Annotated in this window: 21 protein-coding genes and 1 tRNA gene; 12 read left to right on the top strand and 10 right to left on the bottom strand. The window is 34.4% G+C overall.

Annotated features, from left to right (window positions below; genetic code table 11):
• Positions 1-4 precede the first annotated feature (4 nt).
• The gene (locus I5M07_RS15275; RefSeq protein ID WP_200107316.1) at positions 5-532 is read right to left on the bottom strand and encodes a DUF4199 domain-containing protein; all 528 of its coding nucleotides are present in this window, start codon (positions 530-532) and stop codon (positions 5-7) included.
• A gap of 244 nt (positions 533-776) precedes the next feature.
• On the opposite strand from I5M07_RS15275, the gene I5M07_RS15270 reads away from it, so the two are divergent.
• The 6 genes from I5M07_RS15270 to aroQ all read left to right on the top strand — a co-directional run bounded on the left by I5M07_RS15270 (position 777) and on the right by aroQ (position 7,192).
• Positions 777-1,031: a type B 50S ribosomal protein L31 gene (locus I5M07_RS15270; RefSeq protein ID WP_200107315.1), complete on the top strand. Its 255-nt coding sequence runs from the start codon at positions 777-779 to the stop codon at positions 1,029-1,031.
• A gap of 154 nt (positions 1,032-1,185) precedes the next feature.
• Positions 1,186-2,361: a GlmU family protein gene (locus tag I5M07_RS15265; protein WP_200107314.1), complete on the top strand. Its 1,176-nt coding sequence runs from the start codon at positions 1,186-1,188 to the stop codon at positions 2,359-2,361.
• 294 nt (positions 2,362-2,655) lie between these two features.
• On the top strand, positions 2,656-4,110 hold the full coding sequence (locus tag I5M07_RS15260; RefSeq protein WP_200107313.1) for an alanine/glycine:cation symporter family protein: 1,455 nt from the start codon (positions 2,656-2,658) through the stop codon (positions 4,108-4,110).
• 190 nt (positions 4,111-4,300) lie between these two features.
• The gene (locus I5M07_RS15255) at positions 4,301-5,935 is read left to right on the top strand and encodes an ABC-F family ATP-binding cassette domain-containing protein (protein ID WP_200107312.1); all 1,635 of its coding nucleotides are present in this window, start codon (positions 4,301-4,303) and stop codon (positions 5,933-5,935) included.
• 223 nt (positions 5,936-6,158) lie between these two features.
• A complete protein-coding gene (locus I5M07_RS15250) occupies positions 6,159-6,707 on the top strand; it encodes a porin family protein (protein WP_200107311.1) in 549 nt (182 codons plus the stop codon).
• Positions 6,708-6,778: 71 nt separating this feature from the next.
• The gene (gene aroQ / locus I5M07_RS15245; RefSeq protein ID WP_200107310.1) at positions 6,779-7,192 is read left to right on the top strand and encodes a type II 3-dehydroquinate dehydratase; all 414 of its coding nucleotides are present in this window, start codon (positions 6,779-6,781) and stop codon (positions 7,190-7,192) included.
• A 43-nt stretch (positions 7,193-7,235) separates the two neighbouring features.
• Here the strand turns inward: aroQ and I5M07_RS15240 are convergent, their stop codons facing one another.
• The 4 genes from I5M07_RS15240 to I5M07_RS15225 are packed head-to-tail and all read right to left on the bottom strand — an operon-like array spanning position 7,236 to position 10,494.
• Positions 7,236-8,102 carry a cation diffusion facilitator family transporter gene (locus I5M07_RS15240; protein ID WP_200107309.1) on the bottom strand — a complete coding sequence of 289 codons (867 nt, stop codon included), beginning with the start codon at positions 8,100-8,102 and terminating at the stop codon, positions 7,236-7,238.
• Positions 8,103-8,110: 8 nt separating this feature from the next.
• The gene (gene murA / locus I5M07_RS15235; RefSeq protein ID WP_200107308.1) at positions 8,111-9,424 is read right to left on the bottom strand and encodes a UDP-N-acetylglucosamine 1-carboxyvinyltransferase; all 1,314 of its coding nucleotides are present in this window, start codon (positions 9,422-9,424) and stop codon (positions 8,111-8,113) included.
• A gap of 52 nt (positions 9,425-9,476) precedes the next feature.
• Positions 9,477-10,193 carry a DUF4290 domain-containing protein gene (locus tag I5M07_RS15230; RefSeq protein WP_200107307.1) on the bottom strand — a complete coding sequence of 239 codons (717 nt, stop codon included), beginning with the start codon at positions 10,191-10,193 and terminating at the stop codon, positions 9,477-9,479.
• A gap of 4 nt (positions 10,194-10,197) precedes the next feature.
• Positions 10,198-10,494 carry a DUF493 family protein gene (locus I5M07_RS15225; protein ID WP_200107306.1) on the bottom strand — a complete coding sequence of 99 codons (297 nt, stop codon included), beginning with the start codon at positions 10,492-10,494 and terminating at the stop codon, positions 10,198-10,200.
• Between the two features lie 289 nt (positions 10,495-10,783).
• On the opposite strand from I5M07_RS15225, the gene I5M07_RS15220 reads away from it, so the two are divergent.
• The 5 genes from I5M07_RS15220 (at position 10,784) to I5M07_RS15200 (ending at position 15,361) form a co-directional block, all read left to right on the top strand.
• Entirely contained in the window at positions 10,784-11,317 is a 534-nt protein-coding gene (locus tag I5M07_RS15220) for an AAA family ATPase (RefSeq protein ID WP_200107305.1), read from the top strand.
• 66 nt (positions 11,318-11,383) lie between these two features.
• Positions 11,384-13,279 carry a RecQ family ATP-dependent DNA helicase gene (locus I5M07_RS15215; protein ID WP_200107304.1) on the top strand — a complete coding sequence of 632 codons (1,896 nt, stop codon included), beginning with the start codon at positions 11,384-11,386 and terminating at the stop codon, positions 13,277-13,279.
• On the top strand, positions 13,279-14,226 hold the full coding sequence (gene fmt, locus I5M07_RS15210) for a methionyl-tRNA formyltransferase (protein WP_200107303.1): 948 nt from the start codon (positions 13,279-13,281) through the stop codon (positions 14,224-14,226). Before I5M07_RS15215 ends, fmt begins: the two co-directional genes overlap by 1 nt.
• A 181-nt stretch (positions 14,227-14,407) precedes the next feature.
• Positions 14,408-14,680 (top strand): HU family DNA-binding protein, encoded by a 273-nt coding sequence (locus I5M07_RS15205; protein WP_200107302.1) that lies wholly within the window; start codon positions 14,408-14,410, stop codon positions 14,678-14,680.
• A gap of 120 nt (positions 14,681-14,800) precedes the next feature.
• Complete coding sequence (locus I5M07_RS15200) at positions 14,801-15,361, top strand: YqgE/AlgH family protein (RefSeq protein WP_200107301.1); 561 nt, start codon at positions 14,801-14,803, stop codon at positions 15,359-15,361.
• 1 nt (position 15,362) lies between these two features.
• Here the strand turns inward: I5M07_RS15200 and I5M07_RS15195 are convergent, their stop codons facing one another.
• Positions 15,363-16,193, bottom strand: coding sequence for an aminotransferase class IV (locus tag I5M07_RS15195; protein WP_200107300.1), 831 nt, complete (start codon positions 16,191-16,193; stop codon positions 15,363-15,365).
• Positions 16,194-16,247: 54 nt separating this feature from the next.
• Positions 16,248-16,640 carry an START-like domain-containing protein gene (locus tag I5M07_RS15190; RefSeq protein ID WP_200107299.1) on the bottom strand — a complete coding sequence of 131 codons (393 nt, stop codon included), beginning with the start codon at positions 16,638-16,640 and terminating at the stop codon, positions 16,248-16,250.
• 153 nt (positions 16,641-16,793) lie between these two features.
• Between I5M07_RS15190 and I5M07_RS15185 the strand changes: the two genes are divergently transcribed.
• A tRNA-Met gene (locus I5M07_RS15185) sits at positions 16,794-16,867 on the top strand.
• A gap of 92 nt (positions 16,868-16,959) precedes the next feature.
• Here the strand turns inward: I5M07_RS15185 and I5M07_RS15180 are convergent.
• From I5M07_RS15180 to I5M07_RS15170, 3 genes are all read right to left on the bottom strand, one after another.
• Positions 16,960-18,231: a tyrosine-type recombinase/integrase gene (locus I5M07_RS15180; RefSeq protein ID WP_200107298.1), complete on the bottom strand. Its 1,272-nt coding sequence runs from the start codon at positions 18,229-18,231 to the stop codon at positions 16,960-16,962.
• Entirely contained in the window at positions 18,228-18,731 is a 504-nt protein-coding gene (locus I5M07_RS15175; RefSeq protein WP_200107297.1) for a hypothetical protein, read from the bottom strand. Before I5M07_RS15175 ends, I5M07_RS15180 begins: the two co-directional genes overlap by 4 nt.
• A 142-nt stretch (positions 18,732-18,873) precedes the next feature.
• Complete coding sequence (locus I5M07_RS15170; protein WP_200107296.1) at positions 18,874-19,224, bottom strand: hypothetical protein; 351 nt, start codon at positions 19,222-19,224, stop codon at positions 18,874-18,876.
• Positions 19,225-19,249: the final 25 nt, after the last annotated feature.

Genomic DNA, 19,249 nt, shown 5'->3' with positions numbered 1-19,249 from the left:
TTTTTTATTCTTGAGGCGTTCTGCTTTTAAAAATTGCAGCCATTATTAATCCGAAAATTGCACTAATTACCAAATTAGAAGCAGCTCCTTTAAGCAAGTTCCCCACACTATATTGGTCGTTGTCTTTCATTTTTGCAATGGTTTCATTAATCGAGGCAGCGGGTGCATTAAATTTTTGCATCATTTCGACAGTATATTTTACCACAATTTCGTTTAAAGTGTCCTTTGCGCCAGGATCAATTACATTAAAAAGAAGTATATTAAAAAGTGTTGTAATGATTACAGCCACTAAAGCCGAAATAAAATAAGTAGTAAAAGCATCTTTATATGAGAAAAAGCCGATTTCCTTTTTGGTTTTATTCAATAAAACAATAGCAATAACAATATAAAAAAGAATGGTAACGATACCTAACCACCACGAGGTAAACAATTTTAAGTCAATTGCATAAATTGCACTGGTTAACAAAGCCGAGACAACTCCCATAATAACACCAAAAGTAATCCCGTTTTTTTTGACGATTTCGTTTATCATACTTCCTTATTTAAATTAATTCACAAATATAGTAATTCCGCTAATATGCCAACGGAAATTCATTTTCCTAAATTTAACCAAAAAAAATAAAAACAAAGATTTGTTTATTGAAAAATAATTGTAAATTTGCAGGCTTAAAATAATTAAAATTACATAACAAAAAAGGAGCAGTTGTATTTACACCTTTCTTTTAAACAAGGAAGCTTCAAAATAAGAACACTCTCAATTATCAAATAAAAAAAAGATGAAAAAAGGAATCCACCCTGAGAATTACAGATTAGTTGCATTTAAAGACATGTCTAACGACGATATTTTTATCACTAAATCTACTGCAGATACAAAAGAAACGATTGAAGTTGATGGAGTTGAGTATCCTGTTGTAAAAATGGAGATTTCTAGAACATCTCACCCTTTTTATACTGGCAAATCTAAACTTATCGATACTGCAGGACGTATTGACAAGTTCAAAACAAAATACGCAAAACACGTTAAAAAATAAGAACCTGTTTTTATATTACCAAAGCCTCCTTACCGGAGGCTTTTTTTTGCTTTTAACGCAACTCAAAACCAATAAAACGCAACTTTAGCATCAAAAACTTTGTAACTTTGATCCGTATTTAGAAATAACCACTCCTAAAAACCAAATATTCAACATGAACTACATCCTTTTTGATGGGCCAGCACGAAATGCGCTTTTGCCTTTCACATTTACTCGACCTGTCGCCGATATTTTAGTCGGAATTACAACCATTAGGCAAAAATGGGAAATGCGATTGGGATCAACAATTACCACTATCACCGAAGATTATTTATCAGAAAAATATCCGATGGTCGAAATGGAAGAAAACATCATGATTAACGCTTCCTTTTTGCCAACTGAAAACCTGGTAAATCTAATTCAGGATTTAACCGAAAATCAGGCCATTTTTAGTAACGATACCGTAGTGGCTTTTTATGCCAAAGAAAACCAAGATGATATTGATTTTGACACTTATGAAATCATTTCTTTCACCGAGCCTTGTCTAACTATCGAACACACTTGGGATATTTTTTCTAAAAATGATGCGGCTATTCGCGAAGATTTCCGTTTTTTAACTGAAGACCGAAAATCGCAACCCATTCCGAAAAGCGTAAACGTAATTGCTCCCGAAAACATCTTTATTGAAGAAGGCGCCAAACTAGAATTTGTAACCTTAAATGCTTCTACAGGTCCCATTTATATTGGAAAAAATACCGAAATTATGGAAAACACCGTAATTCGAGGTCCTTTTGCTTTATGCGAAAATGCTCAAGTAAAAATGGGAGCTAAAGTGTACGGCGCAACAACTGTGGGAGTCGGTTCTAGAATTGGAGGAGAAGTAAAAAATGCGGTTATTTTTGCCAATTCGAACAAAGGGCACGAAGGATTTTTAGGTGATTCCGTTTTAGGTGAATGGTGTAATATTGGCGCCGACAGCAACAATTCGAACCTAAAAAACAATTACGAAGAAGTCAAACTATGGAACTACGAAACGGAAAGTTTTAGCAAAACCGGTTTGCAATTTTGCGGATTGATGATGGGCGACCACAGCAAATGCGGCATCAACACCATGTTTAATACCGGAACAGTTGTGGGAGTTAGTGCCAATATTTTTGGTTCGGGTTATCCTCGCAATTTTATTCCGAGTTTTTCTTGGGGAGGCGCTTCTGGTTTCACCACCTACATCACCAAAAAAGCTTTTGAAACTGCTCGCTTGGTAATGAGTCGTCGTAATATTGCTTTTGACGAAAAAGAAGCAGCCATTTTAGAACATGTTTTCGAAGAAACAAAAAAATGGCGTAAAGAATAATCACTTATTAAAATACCTATCCCAAAAGAGCTTTTTCAATTACCTGTAAAGCTCTTTTGTTTTTTTAGCCAATTAAATATGAAATTGATTTTATTTTAACTAAAACAAAACATGTTTATTAAATTAAAATGTTTTCTTACAAACTATGTTTTTTAAATTTTATTCATTTTTACTGCATTTATCTTCTATTCTATTAGTTTATTATCGGTAGAAGTTATAGTTTTATCCCGTATTTTTCACTTTTGAAAAAATTCATTGCATTTTTAATAATTAAAAAAATAACAACTCGACTTTATGGAAGAAATGGTAGCGTTTTTGAATGAAATTGTATGGAGCAATGCTTTGATTGTATTGTGTTTAGGAGCAGGACTTTATTTTTCATTACGAACACGGTTTTTACAAGTTCGCCATTTCCGGGAAATGTTTCGTTTGTTATTTGATGGTGAAAGTTCAGAGTCGGGAGTTTCTTCTTTTCAAGCTTTATCAATGTCTTTGGCAGGAAGAGTGGGAACGGGTAACATTGCAGGTGTAGCTACAGCCATTGCTTTTGGTGGACCCGGCGCTTTATTTTGGATGTGGATAGTCGCTTTTTTAGGCGCTAGTACAGCCTTTATTGAAGCCACATTGGCACAAATTTATAAAGAAGAAAACAAAGGCTTATTGCGCGGTGGACCTTCATTTTACATCGAACAGGGTCTAGGAGTTAAATGGTTTGCAACCGCTTTTGCCATTGTTGCCGTTGTAGCCATGGGGGTTTTATTACCTGGCGTACAAGCCAATTCAGTCGCAGAAGGATTTCAAAATGCTTTTCAACTAAATACTTGGATAAGTGGTATTGGCTTAGCCTTAATATTTGCCGCCATCGTTTTTGGAGGTGTTAAACGAATTGCCAAATTTACCGAGCTTATTGTTCCTTTTATGGCTGCAGCTTATATCTTGGCATCAGTTATAATAGTTGTCATGGATATCCATCGTTTGCCCGAAATCATTGTTTTAATTTTTAAAAGTGCTTTTAACCAAGAAGCCAGTTTTGGTGCTGTATTTGGTTTAGCCGTTCAATGGGGTGTAAAGAGAGGTATTTATTCTAACGAAGCCGGACAAGGTTCTGCGCCACATATTGCAGCAGCCGCCAATGTTTCGCACCCTACTAAGCAAGGTTTGGTTCAAGCTTTCTCTGTTTATATTGACACATTATTAGTATGTTCCGCTACAGGTTTTATGATTTTAATTACAGGCACTTATAATGTTCAAAATCCAGCTTTTGGAACAGCAGGTGCCTCTGAATTTTTGTATTCAGGATTAGCCAGCGTGAGTCCAGGAGCCGGTTATACTCAAAGTGCGATGGACACTCTTTTCCCAGGAGTAGGCTCGTATTTTGTTGCCTTTGCTTTGTTTTTCTTTGCTTTTACCACTATCCTAGCCTATTATTACATAGCCGAAACCAATGTTTCGTACTTAACAAAAAAAATAAAGTCTCCCATTTTTATCCATTTATTAAAAATCACCATGTTGTTGATTATTGTATACGGAAGTGTAAATACAGCTAAATTGGCGTGGGATATTGGCGATTTAGGCGTGGGATTGATGGCTTGGTTTAACATTATTGCTATTTTAATTCTACAAAAACCAGCTTTGGCAGCCTTAAAAGATTACGAAAAACAAAAAAAAGCAGGTAAAGATCCGCAGTTTAATCCTAAAGATATTTCGGTTTACAATGCCCCAATTTGGGAAAAAAATCAAAATTCATAAATAAACCGTCACACAAAACTAATCCCGCAACTTGATACTTACACTAAACAAGATGCGGGATTTTTTATTGGGGGTAAAATGCAATCATTTTCAGTTTTAACATTAAAGTAATTGCCTTTTAATTCTATCTTTGCAACTTCAAAAAAAGGCTTATCCGATAAGGGTTGTCACCTATTAAAAGCGTTATAAAATGATTACAATTAATGATATTTCCGTACAATTTGGCGGAACAACACTTTTTAGCGATGTTTCTTTTGCTATCAACGAAAATGATAAAATTGCCCTTATGGGGAAAAATGGTGCCGGAAAATCGACGCTTTTAAAAATCATTTCGGGTCAAAGTAAACCTTCAACCGGAAGTATTTCAACACCAAAAGAAGCTGTTGTGGCTTATCTGCCGCAGCATTTATTGACCACTGATGGGGCGACGGTAAAAGAAGAAGCTTCTAAAGCCTTTTCAGAAATTTTCACAATGAAATCTGAAATTGATGCTATCAATGAACAACTCACAATTCGCACCGATTACGAAAGTGACGAATACATGAAATTGATAGAACGCGTTTCGGACTTAAGTGAAAAGTTTTACGCTATTGAAGAAATTAATTATGAAGCCGAAGTCGAAAAAATCTTAACTGGACTTGGCTTTAACCGAGAAGATTTGAATCGTCAAACCTCTGAATTTTCGGGAGGTTGGCGCATGCGAATTGAATTGGCTAAAATCTTACTTCGTAAACCCGATTTGATTTTATTAGATGAGCCTACCAACCACATGGACATTGAAAGTATTCAATGGTTGGAAGATTTTTTAATCAATTCGGCTAAAGCAGTGGTTGTTATTTCTCACGACAGGGCTTTCGTAGACAATATTACCAATAGAACTATTGAGGTTACTATGGGAAGAATTTACGATTACAAAGCTACCTATTCACATTATTTAGAATTGCGAAAAGACAGACGAATTCACCAACAAAAAGCTTACGACGAACAACAAAAAATGATTGCTGATAATCGTGCTTTCATCGAACGTTTTAAAGGTACTTTTTCTAAAACCGATGCCGTTCAATCACGCGTTCGAATGTTGGAAAAATTAGAAATTGTTCAGGTGGATGAAGTCGACACCTCAGCTTTGCGATTAAAATTTCCGCCTGCCGCTCGCTCGGGACAATATCCCGTGATTGTTAAAGAATTAGACAAATCGTACGGTGATCATGTGGTTTTTAAAAATGCCAATATAGTAATTGAACGCGGTCAAAAAGTAGCTTTTGTAGGTAAAAATGGAGAAGGAAAATCGACCATGATTAAAGCTATTATGAAAGAAATTGGTATTGACAGCGGAAGCGTAGAAATTGGTCACAATGCTCAAATTGGCTATTTTGCTCAAAACCAAGCGGCTTTATTAGACGAAAACATGACCATTTTTGAAACGATTGATAGTATTGCTGTAGGCGATATTCGTACTCAAATTAAAAACATTTTAGGTGCTTTTATGTTTCAGGGCGACGATATCACCAAAAAAGTAAAAGTGCTTTCGGGGGGAGAAAAAACCCGTTTGGCTATGATTAAATTATTGCTAGAACCCGTTAATTTATTGATTTTGGATGAGCCTTCGAATCACTTGGATATGAAAACAAAGGACATCATCAAAGATGCTTTGCGTGATTTTGATGGAACGTTAATCTTGGTTTCTCACGACCGTGACTTTTTGGATGGATTAGCTACTAAAGTTTTTGAATTTGGTAATAAACGCGTAAAAGAACATTTTGAGGACATTAGCGGATTCTTAGCTCATAAAAAGATGGAAAATCTACACGAAATCGAAAAATAATACAGCATTTCCGAATTCAATTTCAATTAGAATTCCTTTAATTATACTAAAGCCCAAACTAGCTCATTACAAGTTTGTTTGGGCTTTTTTGGCTATTTAAACCCGCTAAACAAAAAAAGTAAACTGGAAATTTTAATAATCCTCTTACAATTTATGTAAAGTAAAACCGTTTTAGTTGTACTTATTTTACAAATGAATTTAACTTTAAAAAAAAAAATTAAAAATGAAAAAAATAATCTTAGGAGTACTTCTTACCGTAGCGTCGATGACTCAAATGCAAGCTCAATTATTACAAATTGGTGTAAAAGGTGGTGTTAACTTTGCCAACTTAACCGGATCGGATATTCAAACAGATGGAATTACAAGTTTTCATGCTGGTTTGGTTTCTGAAATTAAATTGCTAGAAAATTTTTCGGTGCAACCCGAACTTTTATATTCTACGCAAGGGGCAAAACTTACAAGTGATGTTTTAAACACGGAATTTAAAAATGAATTGGGTTACATTTCGATTCCCGTTTTAGCAAAATTTTATGTAGCTGATCGTTTAAGTCTAGAAGTTGGTCCACAAGCTTCCTTTTTAGTAAGCGAAAAAAACGATTTGGATATAGAAAATTCTGAAACCTTTGATTTTTCGTTAGTAGGTGGATTGGGTTATAAAATTACCGATGGCTTTTTTGTACAAGCGCGTTATGGACTTGGTTTAACCGATGTGGCTCCCGATGCTGATGTAAAAAACTCCGTATTCCAGCTTTCGGCCGGATTCATGTTCTAAAATATCACATACTTTTCTCAAAACCGTTCTCTATTTCAGAACGGTTTTTTTATTTTTACAAAAAACACATTATGAAAATTTGCATCATTAACGGCCCCAACCTCAACCTTTTAGGGAAACGCGAACCCGAAGTATATGGTTCAACGACTTTTGAAGATTATTTAGAAGAACTTCATGCAGCTTTTCCTGATATCGAACTCACTTATTTTCAAAGTAATATCGAAGGAGAATTAATCGGTAAAATTCAGGAATTTGGCTTTGATTACGATGGTATAATATTGAATGCTGGCGCTTATACCCACACATCTATTGGTTTAGGCGATGCAATAAAAGCTGTTACCACGCCCGTTATAGAAGTTCATATTTCGAATACGTATGCTCGCGAAAGCTTTCGCCATCAATCGTATATTTCCGGAAATGCCAAAGGCGTAATTCTTGGGTTTGGGTTAAAAAGTTACGAATTAGCTATTCGTTCGTTTTTATAAAAAAAAGCCGAATTTTAGTTCGGCTTTTTTATTATTTCTGGTATTAGTCTGGTTCAATGTGTATGAGAACATTTCCTAATTCTGGAATTTCAGTTTGCAATCGGTCTTTTAGTTTGTGAGCTAAATCGTGACCTTCTTTAACCGTAATTTTAGCATCTACAATGGCGTGCAAATCTACGTGGTATTGCATTCCTGCTTTTCGAATAAAACATTTTTCGGTTGCGATGATTCCTTCTACTTCCCTCGATTTGTTGCGGATTTCCTCAATCAAATCTTCATTCAAGTTTTCATCCATAATTTCGCCCAAAGCCGGTCGGAAAATTTTATAACTGTTGTATAAAATAAAAGCAGCCGCAAAAAGCGCTGCCCAATCATCAGCCGATTCGTATCCTTTTCCCATTACTAAAGCAATCAAAATACCCAAAAAAGCCGCTATAGAGGTAATTGCATCGCTTCGGTGGTGCCAAGCATCGGCTTTAAGAGCAGAACTATTGGTTTCTTTGCCCCGTTTCATCACTTTTTGAAACGAAAATTCTTTCCAAATAATAATGGCACTTAACACAATTAATGTCCAAGGTTTGGGTAAATCGTGCGGATGTTGAATGTTCAAAATACTTTCGTATGCAATGATAGTTGCCGAGGTTATCAAAAAACCAACCACCAAAAACGTGATCAGCGGTTCGGCTCGACCGTGTCCGTAAGGATGATTCTCATCAGCCGGTTTATTGGCATATTTTATTCCGAATAAAACCAAAAACGAACCTAAAATATCGGTAGTCGATTCGATTGCATCTGCAATAAGCGCATACGAATTGCCAAAAAAACCTGCCAATCCTTTTATAAAGGCCAGGCAGGTGTTTCCTATAATGCTAAAGTACATTGCTTTTATTGCTTTTTGTTCATTTGTCATAATGGCATTTAAGCTCTTACAATCTTTGCTCCAATAGCTCTTAATCGCTCGTCAATTCGTTCGTAACCGCGATCAATTTGCTCGATATTTTGAATGGTACTAGTTCCTTTTGCCGATAAAGCTGCAATTAGCAACGAAATTCCTGCACGTATATCGGGCGAAGACATGGTAGTTGCCTTTAACTGTGACTCGAAATTATGTCCCATTACAACAGCACGATGGGGATCGCATAACATGATTTTAGCCCCCATATCGATTAATTTATCCACAAAGAACAAACGGCTTTCGAACATTTTTTGGTGAATCAACACATCGCCTTTTGCTTGTGTAGCCACCACCAAAACGATACTTAACAAATCCGGTGTAAAACCAGGCCAAGGCGCATCGGCAATAGTTAGAATAGAACCGTCAATATCAGTTTTTACTTCATATCCGTTTTTATGAGCCGGAATATAAATATCGTCGCCTTTTTTCTCAAGTGTAATTCCGAGTTTTCTGAAGGTATTTGGAATTAATCCTAAATTTTCCCAACTCACATTTTTAATGGTAATTTCGCTACGGGTCATTGCTGCTAAACCAATCCAAGATCCAATTTCGATCATATCTGGCAAAATGGTATGTTCGCAACCACCTAAAGACTCCACTCCTTCTATAGTTAACAAATTCGAACCAACTCCGGTAATTTTTGCCCCCATACCGTTTAACATCTTACACAATTGTTGCAAATAGGGTTCGCAAGCCGCGTTGTAAATAGTCGTAGTGCCTTTTGCTAAAACCGCCGCCATAACAATGTTGGCAGTACCCGTTACCGAGGCTTCGTCTAGCAACATATCGGTTCCTTGTAAACCGTCTTTAGTTGTTTCTACACCATAAAAATGATCTTCGCGGTTGTATCTAAATTTGGCTCCCAAATTAATAAATCCTTCAAAGTGTGTATCCAAACGACGACGCCCAATTTTATCACCACCCGGTTTTGGAATATAACCTTTTCCAAAACGAGCTAACAAAGGTCCCACAATCATGATAGAACCACGTAAAGCACCACCTTCTTGCTTAAAAGCTTCGGTTTCGAGATAACTTACATTTATTTCATCCGATTGAAAAGTGATGGAACTTGGACTGTTTCGTTGGATTTTCACCCCTAGGTGACCTAAAAGCGTAATTAATTTATTAATATCAATAATATCAGGAATATTGTTAATTCTAACTTTTTCTGATGTTAAAAGTACGGCACACAAAATTTGCAATGCTTCATTTTTGGCACCTTGAGGTGTGATTTCGCCTTTTAAAGGAACGCCTCCTTCTATTTTAAATACTCCCATATTTAGATTGAAATTTGAGTTTTTTTATTTTATGTCTACCAAAATGGTCTACTTATTTTTGATTGTTTTTTTGAAACGTTTTATTCTTTTGTGGCCCTTTGTTCTTATTATTTTGCACCTTTTGTTGGTTATTCGAACTAATTTTATTAGATGTTCTTTTGTTTGTTCGTAATAAATCGGTGGTATTTAAAAGTTCTTCGGTGCTTTGCAACATATTGATTTTTCCGCCCGAAAGTTCGTATAAATGTTCAAAAATTACATCATCTTTAACCGTATCTTTATTCCAACTTAAATACGATTTTTTCATGTGGTTGGCAATGACCATTATCAAAGCACTTTTCATTTCGCCTTCTTCCCATTTATTAGCCACATCAATCATGTATTTGATGTTGTTACCATAATAACGGTATTTTGGAAAATTCTGTGGATACGCTAAAGGATCGGGTTTCAATTGTAAAACTTCGCGAGAAGGAATTGGATAAGGCGATTCAACATTGAGTTTAAAATCGGACATGATAAACAATTGATCCCATAGTTTATGCTGAAAATCGGGCACATCTCGCAAATGCGGATTTAAAGTTCCCATTACCTGAATGATGTATTTTGCCGCTTTGTTTCGAGTTTGATCGTCTTCGATTTCTGTGGCTTGATCAATCAATTTTTGTAAATGACGACCATATTCGGGAATAATCAAATGCTGCCTTTCCGAATTGTATTCCAAATTCGAAACCACATCATTAGCATTCTCTTTTATATATTTTGAATTCATAAATTTATAAGGACACAATCCCTTCTATGGTTGATACTTCTTTGTATTTATTGATAATATCATCAGAACTTTTCATGGTAACATCAATAGAAACGCTGGTGAATTTTCCTGTTTTAGATTGTGTAGTTTTAATAACAGCACCTAAATTATCAAATGCTTTTTCTACTCGCTCTACATTATCTCCAACCGATGGCACAATAAATTTGTATAAATACTCGGCAGGCCAAGTATTGCTATTGTCCAGTTCTGTTTTTAATCTTTCGTAAAACTCGGCTGTTTTTTTATCTTTTTCGTTATCCATTTTCTATTAAAAATATTAGCAAATATACAGTTTTGATTTTAGATATATTAAAAACTCAAATGCTTATTTTATACGGCATTACCAACTGTGCGTAAATTCTGTTCCTTTCTAGAAACAACACTTAAATTACCCATTTCATTCACCCTACAATCTAAAAACTGCTATTTAATCTTAAAAAAACTACTTTCAAAACTATCTTTTGTTTAAAATTAGTCGCCTGAAAATTGCTTCAAAATAAACTTTTCAATTCTGAATAAGTTTAGGTAAATTTGCCCTTTATTTTTAGAAAGTGCAAAAAGAAATTATAGTTATCATTGGAGGGCCTGGCACCGGAAAATCGACCATTATCGAAGGATTAAAAGCACAGGGTTATTGTTGTTATCCCGAAATTTCAAGAGAAGTCACTCTCGAGGCACAAAGACTAGGAATTGAGCAGTTGTTTTTAGAAAATCCGTTGTTATTTAGCGAAAAACTTTTGGAAGGAAGGATTAACCAATTTCACAATGCCCTACAAGAACCTCATGAAATTGTTTTTATAGACCGTGGCATTCCTGATGTGGTAGCGTATATGGATTTCATAGGCGATTTATACCCCGAACGTTTTGCTGCCGCTTGCGAAGAATGCAAGTACTCTAAAATATTTTTGCTCCCGCCTTGGGAAGAAATCTATCAAAGTGATGGTGAACGCTACGAAAATTTTGAACAAGCCACGACTATCTACAAACATTTGGTAAAAACCTATCAAAAATACGGGTATGAGTTGATTGAAGTCCCAAAAGATACCGTTTCTAACAGAATTCTTTTTATCTTAGATAAAATTTAGCGAGCAGTGATAAAGTATAAACCAAGAAACTGATTTCTAAATTTATAACTTTAAAACCGACCTATAATGCCCGAAGCATTAGCTATTTTACAAAAATACTGGAAACACGATTCTTTTAGACCTTTACAGAAAGAAATTATTGAATCGGTACAGAAAGGCGAAGATACTTTGGCCATTTTACCAACTGGCGGTGGAAAATCAATCTGCTTTCAGGTTCCTGCATTACTAAAAGAAGGCATTTGTTTGGTTATTTCGCCTTTGGTCGCCTTGATGAAAGATCAAGTTGCCAATTTACAAAAACGCGACATTAAAGCTATTGCACTTACCGGCGGCATCCGAACAGACGAATTAATTGATTTATTAGATAATTGCCAATACGGAAATTACAAGTTTTTATACCTTTCACCCGAGCGATTGCAACAAGACTGGGTTTTAGATCGAATTAAAAACCTACCAATAAACCTCATTGCAATTGATGAAGCACATTGCGTATCGCAATGGGGCCACGATTTTAGACCTGCTTATTTAAAAATTTCAACTTTAAAAAAACATTTTCCTAAAACTCCTTTTATTGCCTTAACTGCCACTGCTACTCCTGCCGTTCAACATGATATTCAAGAATTGTTAGGATTGCAAAAACCAAACTGTTTCCTGCAGTCCTTTGCCCGAAAAAACCTTGCTTATATGGTTTTTAATGTGGATGACAAAATGCATTTAGCTCAAAAAATTTTACAAAAAAATCCAGAACCTTCCATTTTATATGTTCGAAATCGTAAATCTTGCCTCACTTTATCAGAACAATTACAATCGGTGGGCTTTACCGCTACTTTTTACCATGGCGGTTTAAGTGCTCGAGAAAAGGAAAAACACATGAATTTGTGGCTAAATGAAGACGTACAAGTAATGGTTGCTACGAATGCCTTTGGAATGGGAATTGACAAACCAAATGTAAAAACGGTCATTCATACCCAATTACCCGAAAATATTGAAAATTACTACCAAGAAGCAGGAAGAGCCGGACGAAATGGTGACAAAGCTTTTTCGATTATTCTGACCAACACTTCGGATGCGTTACAAGCAAAATCGCAATTTATTGACAGTTTACCCGATAAAGCTTTTTTAAATACGTTATTTATCAAACTCTGTAACTCGTTTCAAATTGCTTATGGAGAAGGAATAAACGAGCAATTCTCTTTCAATTTGAATCGGTTTTGCAACAAATACAATTTTCCAACCCTTAAAACCTATAATGCTTTACAATTTTTAGACAAACAAGGCATTATTACGCTATCCCAAGAATATTCAGAAAAAATAACCCTTCAATTTTTAATCGAATCGAAAGAAGTGATTCGTTACATCAGTCTAAACCCTAATGACGAAGAAATTATTTTAACTATTTTACGTACTTATCCTGGCATTTATGAAATTAAAACAGCCATCAACACCGCTTTAATTGCAAAAAAAGCAAATGCATCCGAAAATGAAGTAATAGCCGTTTTACACAAATTGAAAGAACGCGATATTGTCAATTTTAAAGCCAAAGATAACGACGCCAACATTTTATTCAATGAAGTTCGCGAGGACGAACACACCATTAGTAGGGTAATCAAATATTTAGAAAAGCAAAATCTTCAAAAAAGAGAACACTTACAAAGCGTACTTCATTATATAGAAAAACAAGATTTTTGCAAAAGTCGCTTGTTGTTGGCTTATTTTGGCGAAACCAACTCCGAAGATTGCCAAATTTGCTCCTATTGCATCACCAAAAAAGAACAACCTGTTTCTAACAGCGAGATTCAATCAGTAATTGTAAATTTGCTAAAAAATCAAGATTTGGATTCCAGAACTATCAGTTCTCAAATCAAATTCAAAGATGCCGAAATTGTCAAGGCCTTACAAGAACTTTTAGAAGATGACAAAATAAAAATTTTACCAAATAACAAATACACCTTAAAGAAATAATGACAAAATTACGAATTGTATTTATGGGAACTCCCGAATTTGCCGTTGGCATTTTGGACACCATTTTAAATCACAACTACGAAATAGCAGGCGTTATTACTGCCGCCGACAAACCTGCGGGTCGTGGTCAAAAAATAAAATATTCGGCTGTTAAAGAATATGCGTTGGCACATAATTTACCTCTTTTACAGCCTATTAATCTAAAAGACGAAGCATTTTTAAACGATTTAAAAGCACTCAATGCCAATTTACAAATCGTTGTTGCCTTTAGAATGCTGCCTAAAGTAGTTTGGGAAATGCCCGAATTAGGCACTTTTAACTTACATGCCTCCCTATTACCCGATTACAGAGGAGCGGCACCGATTAATTGGGCAATCATTAACGGCGAAACTAAAACCGGAGTTACTACTTTTTTTATTGATGATAAAATTGATACAGGAGCCCTTATACTTAGCGCCGAAACGCCAATTACCCCTACTGAAAATGCAGGTGAATTACATGACAAGTTGATGCAACTTGGCAGTCAAACCGTTTTGAATACTTTACAAAAAATTGAACAAAACGAAGTTACACTAACTATTCAAGAAGATACAGCCGAGTTGAAAACGGCTTATAAATTGAATAAAGAAAATTGTAAAATTGATTGGAATGCAAATGGTAATACTATAATTAATTTAATTCGAGGGTTAAGCCCCTACCCTGCCGCGTGGTGTTTTTTACAAGATGAAGGTGATGCAATTGCCATAAAAATATACGAAGCACAATTTTTTCAGGAAAATCACGATTATACTATAGGAACTGTTATAAGTAATAAAAAAGAAATCAGTGTAGCTATTACGGGTGGTTTTATTAAAATACTTAGTGTACAGCTTCCTGGAAAAAAGAGAATGAAAACTGTTGAATTATTAAATGGAGTACGTTTTTCTGAACAAGCAAAAGTATATTAAACCCAACAAAATAGGGCTTTAAGACTCATTTTAAGGTAAAAAAGAACGGCTTTATGAACAAATAAAGCAAGTTATTAACAATCAGCCGTAAAATCGAACAAAATACTTGCAAGGAACAGATTTCCTACTAAATTTGTGTGTAGACAATTTTTTTTTAACCAACAATTAATAACTAATTATTATGAACAAGTCTGAATTAATCGATGCTATCGCTGCTGACGCAGGAATTACAAAAGCTGCTGCTAAGTTAGCTTTAGAATCATTTTTAGGAAACGTAGGAGCTACTTTGAAAAAAGGTGGTAAAGTTTCTTTAGTAGGTTTTGGATCTTGGTCAGTTTCTTCAAGAGCTGCAAGAGATGGTAGAAATCCACAAACTGGGAAAACAATTCAAATCGCTGCTAAAAACGTTGTTAAGTTTAAAGCTGGTGCTGAATTAGAAGGTGCTGTAAACTAAAAAAAGATTTGACCCCAAAATATATAAACCTTCCTAATGGAAGGTTTTTTTTTACGGTTTACCGATTTATTTTCGGTTTTTAAAAAAATTATTGTTAAATTTAATAAAAATTGTAGCCGTATGATTTCAGAAAAATTAAAAAAAGGACACCTTCTCATTGCTGAACCTTCTATAATTGGAGATCTATCTTTTAATAGATCGGTAATTTTATTAGCAGATCACAATAAAGAAGGCTCGATAGGATTCATCATTAATAAACCTTTAAAATATACTATTAATGATTTAATCCCTGAGATAAATGCTTCATTCAAGATATACAATGGAGGTCCTGTAGAGCAAGATAATCTTTATTTTATACACAACATTCCGGATCTGATTCCGAATAGTGTAGAAATTTCTAATGGTATTTATTGGGGAGGCGATTTTGAGTCTACCAAAGAATTGATTAATACAGGAACTATTAACAAAAGTAATATCCGCTTTTTTCTAGGATACACGGGTTGGGACGAAAAACAATTAGAGAACGAAATGCAAGAGAACTCCTGGATTATTACCGATAATAATTACAAAAATAAAATTATTGGTAAATCAACCACCCATTTCTGGAGAGAGCAATTGCTAGAGTTAGGCGGCGATTACCTGATTTGGTCGAATGCGCCCGAAAACCCGTATTTAAATTAATTTACGCTAAACTTTCATTTAGTTTTTGAACTAAATAGCGAGCCGTAGTAGTAACAAACTCTTTTTTTCTGTATTTTGTAATCGGACGAATTCCCATGATTACGTTGGTCACAAATAATTCATCTGCCTTTTGAAGATCAAATGGTGAAATCATTTCTTCAGCAAATTCCAAATGAGATTCTTTTTTAAGTAATGCGATAATTTGTTTACGCATTACGCCGTTTAAACAGCCTTCTGATACTGGAGGAGTTACAATTCGATTACCCGATACCATAAATAAATTGCCCTGTAAAGCCTCGATTACATTTTTACTATCATTAAGCAACAAGCAATTATCTAATGCATTTTCGCTTGCATAAATACTTGCTGTGATATTTATTATTTTATTTGTCGATTTTATAGAGGACAGCAACTGTTTGGTAACATAAAAATCCTTGTATAAATCGACTTCGTACGCATTCGAAAAGGTTTCGTACTGCGGACTATCAAGCCGAGTTGCTTGAATTAAATAGGAAACGTTGTTCGTAGTTGGCAAATATAATCCGCCATTATTACGGAAAACGGTAATTCGAGCGCGAGCTCCTTTGGCAATTCCTTGTTCATTTGCTAAAGATAAAATCTGCTCTTCAAAAAATTCCATAGTAAAAAACATCGGAATTTCCATTCGTACAATTCGCATAGAAGACATCAATCTAAAATAATGATCTTCAAGAAACAAAACTTTATTATCAGTAATTTTAACTGTTTCAAAAACGCCATCTCCGTATAAAAATGCTCGGTTATGAGTTAAAATATTATCTTCTTGTGTAATGGTACCGTTAAAATTAATCATAAAAAAACCCTGAAAATTGATTCAGGGCAAATATAAGTTATAAAAAAGACTTTTCTAAACAGAACCGATAAGATGTTTTAAATCGGAAACTTGGTTCTCCCACAATTGTTTAGCTTCTCCTATTTCGTCTTGCTCGGCAAAATCAACCACCATTAAGGAAACATCTTTGGTAATTTCGTCTACTAAAATATGCAGTTCGAAAAAATACTCTGAATCTTTGTTATTAGCATCAACCCATTTGAATTTTACTTTTTCACCTGCTTTCTTGGATGCTAATCGTGCTTTTTCTTCGGAATCGTTCCAAATGAAGGTAAAAAACTCGCCTCTTGAATTTACATTATCAGCAAACCATTCTGAAAGTCCTGATGGAGTAGATATATATTGATACAATAATTGCGGTGATGAATTTATAGGGAACTCTATTTCGTAACGTACTTTTTGATCCATGTGCTACATTTAATTTTTTGGAAATATATAGAATATTACTACATAAAAAAAGCATTTTCAAAAATATTTTTTTTTCTTTAAATTATGTTTGTACGCTATAATATTATTTCTATATTTGCACCCGCAATAAGGATCAAGATTACTTATTGAAATGGCGAGGTAGCTCAGTTGGTTAGAGCGCAGGATTCATAACCCTGAGGTCACGGGTTCAACTCCCGTCTTCGCTACAAAAACAAACCCTTAAACATCAACTGTTTAAGGGTTTTTTATTGGAATAAACTCAAAAAAATGAGTCGACCTTAAGAAAAAAAGTGAGGTATTAGAGTGAGGAATCTTCTCCAAATATTTTTATTTCAACAGCCCCTTTTTCAACTACTGATAAAATTTGAGGATCTATATAATACGATTCTAGTACCTTAGTAGTCGAATGAGAAGTTAGCAACCCTGTTTCTTTTTGCATTACTTGATGTACCCAAGTGATATAAGTTTTCCTTAAATTCTTCAAACTAATCTCTTTTTTGATGCCTGCTCCATTTTTATAATGGGTGAATGATTTTGAAAGTGAATCCATAATTGTTTTTGATTGAACTTTTCTTTCAGGTTCTAATATATAATCATCTGTATGTTTTTTTTCATGAAATCCCATCTCCATTAGCAAATCAAACAAATCAGAATTTATCGGAATGTACTTGTATAACCCATCTATATTACGGCTTCTTGCCACTTTTAAATTTTGAATTCTAAAAAATTTCACACCACTAACCGATTCATAAATATCCGACCATTTTAAATCAACTATTTCCTCTCGTCTTCCCCCCGTTAACAAGAACAATCTAAATCCATCTTTCAAATAAGGCTTAAACATATTTTTTCGTTCTCCTCTACCTCCTAAAACAAGAACAGGATCATACGTGTCAACTGCCTTCAGAATTGCTTTAAATTCTTCTCTGGTGACAGAATCAATATTTGCCTTCCTTATGTGTTTTCGTGAGTATTTTCGAAAAGGGTTCTTCATCTCAATCTCTTCAATATCGATAAGGAATTCAAAAAAACTTTTTACTCCATTCAAACATTTATTGAAAGTTTTCGGACTATAATGATTGTCAGCCCATAAATAAAAATCCGAAACGTCTTGTCTAGTAACATCTATAATTCTTGTTGACTCAATATTTTTACTTTTCTTTAATGACTGAGCAAAATATTTACAAAATCGTATCAATTCCTTCCGATGTTCATCTGTAACGTTTTTTTTAAACTGAGCATACTCGCTTTCACCATTTAGGTAATGGTTATACTTTATTATCGCGTCAACAACTGAATAATCGTTACCATGCGATGAATCAACAACAATTGTTTGATAATTGGTAGCTATCAAGTATTTTTCAAAATTGATAGCCTCAATTACAGCATCGCTATAAACCTTAGATTTCAAGACTTTAGACCTAATTCTTTTCTGAGTTCCTGGAATATGGACTCTTACTCTATAGGAAAAGCTATCAAAATGTTTACACCTAGGATTATCTACTTTACATTTTTTACAATAAATCTTAATGCCTTTGTACTTGTTCTTTGGCAGTACTAACTTATTCATTTCATTAAGTCATTATATAATTTCTCATCTCTTGAATTTCTTTTTACCTTGGTAGTTGGACCGAAGTCGAACTCACCATCTAATTGCAAAACCATAAGATCATAAGCATCCTGATCTTTAACCAAATTCCTATAAATTTTTTTCCATTTTGTGGGGTATTTCAATCGTAAAGACCTCACGAAAGGTTTGTCGATTTCGCATATGACTTCAATTGCGTAAACGATATTCTGTTTTGAAAATCTATGAATTAAAATACCATTTCTTTCTAGCCATTTTTTAGCTGTACTTTGATTTGCAATATTTAATTTAGCAGCCACTTCTGGGATGGTCAAAATCGATAAACTCTTAACTTTATCTTCTTTCTTCTCTGTATTCACTACAGATTCTCTGAACACTCTTTCTAGTGGTTCAGAACTTAAAGATCCCTCTTTTGCTTTCAATACCTTCAAAGCTTTATTCAATGCGCTTTTACTTTTTTTAATCTTGTCTTGATTTCTCATTTTATCTCCCTCTCCATTTAAAAAAGAACTGTTCTAGCCTTTTTTGTTCAACAATCATGTATTGTTATAAAGATAAATCACTGGATGCAAATTATCATAAGCAAAATATAGCTATGATACAGCTATGATACAGCTATTGATATCATACATTATTATTGTTTCTATTTTCATTTTCTAGTGGAAACAACTCTCTTATTTCGTTTAGTAGTTCAAATTCATCAATTGGAAATAACTGCAAAGCAATTCCCAGAATAAGACCCACATCAATTGATTGATTTTGAATTGTTTTTGGAATTTCAGCACCATCATGATCCAGAGCCACAATACATAGTTTCATCAGGTTTCTTATAATCGAAGCAAGTTCATAATAATTATATACTTTTATTTCAGCGCGGCTAATCCTATTTTCACTGTCACTTGGTCTCAAAGTTGTGAAACAACTTGTGGTTAATCTTGTGATGATTTTTAGCTTTTCAATTTCATTTATTTCCATGATTTTATTTTTTGATTAAATATTA

Source organism: Flavobacterium agrisoli (assembly GCF_016522065.1).
Classification (GTDB): Bacteria; Bacteroidota; Bacteroidia; order Flavobacteriales; family Flavobacteriaceae; genus Flavobacterium; species Flavobacterium agrisoli.
The sequence above is the reverse complement of the archived record's forward strand: the minus strand, read 5'-3'. Positions and strand labels throughout refer to the sequence as shown.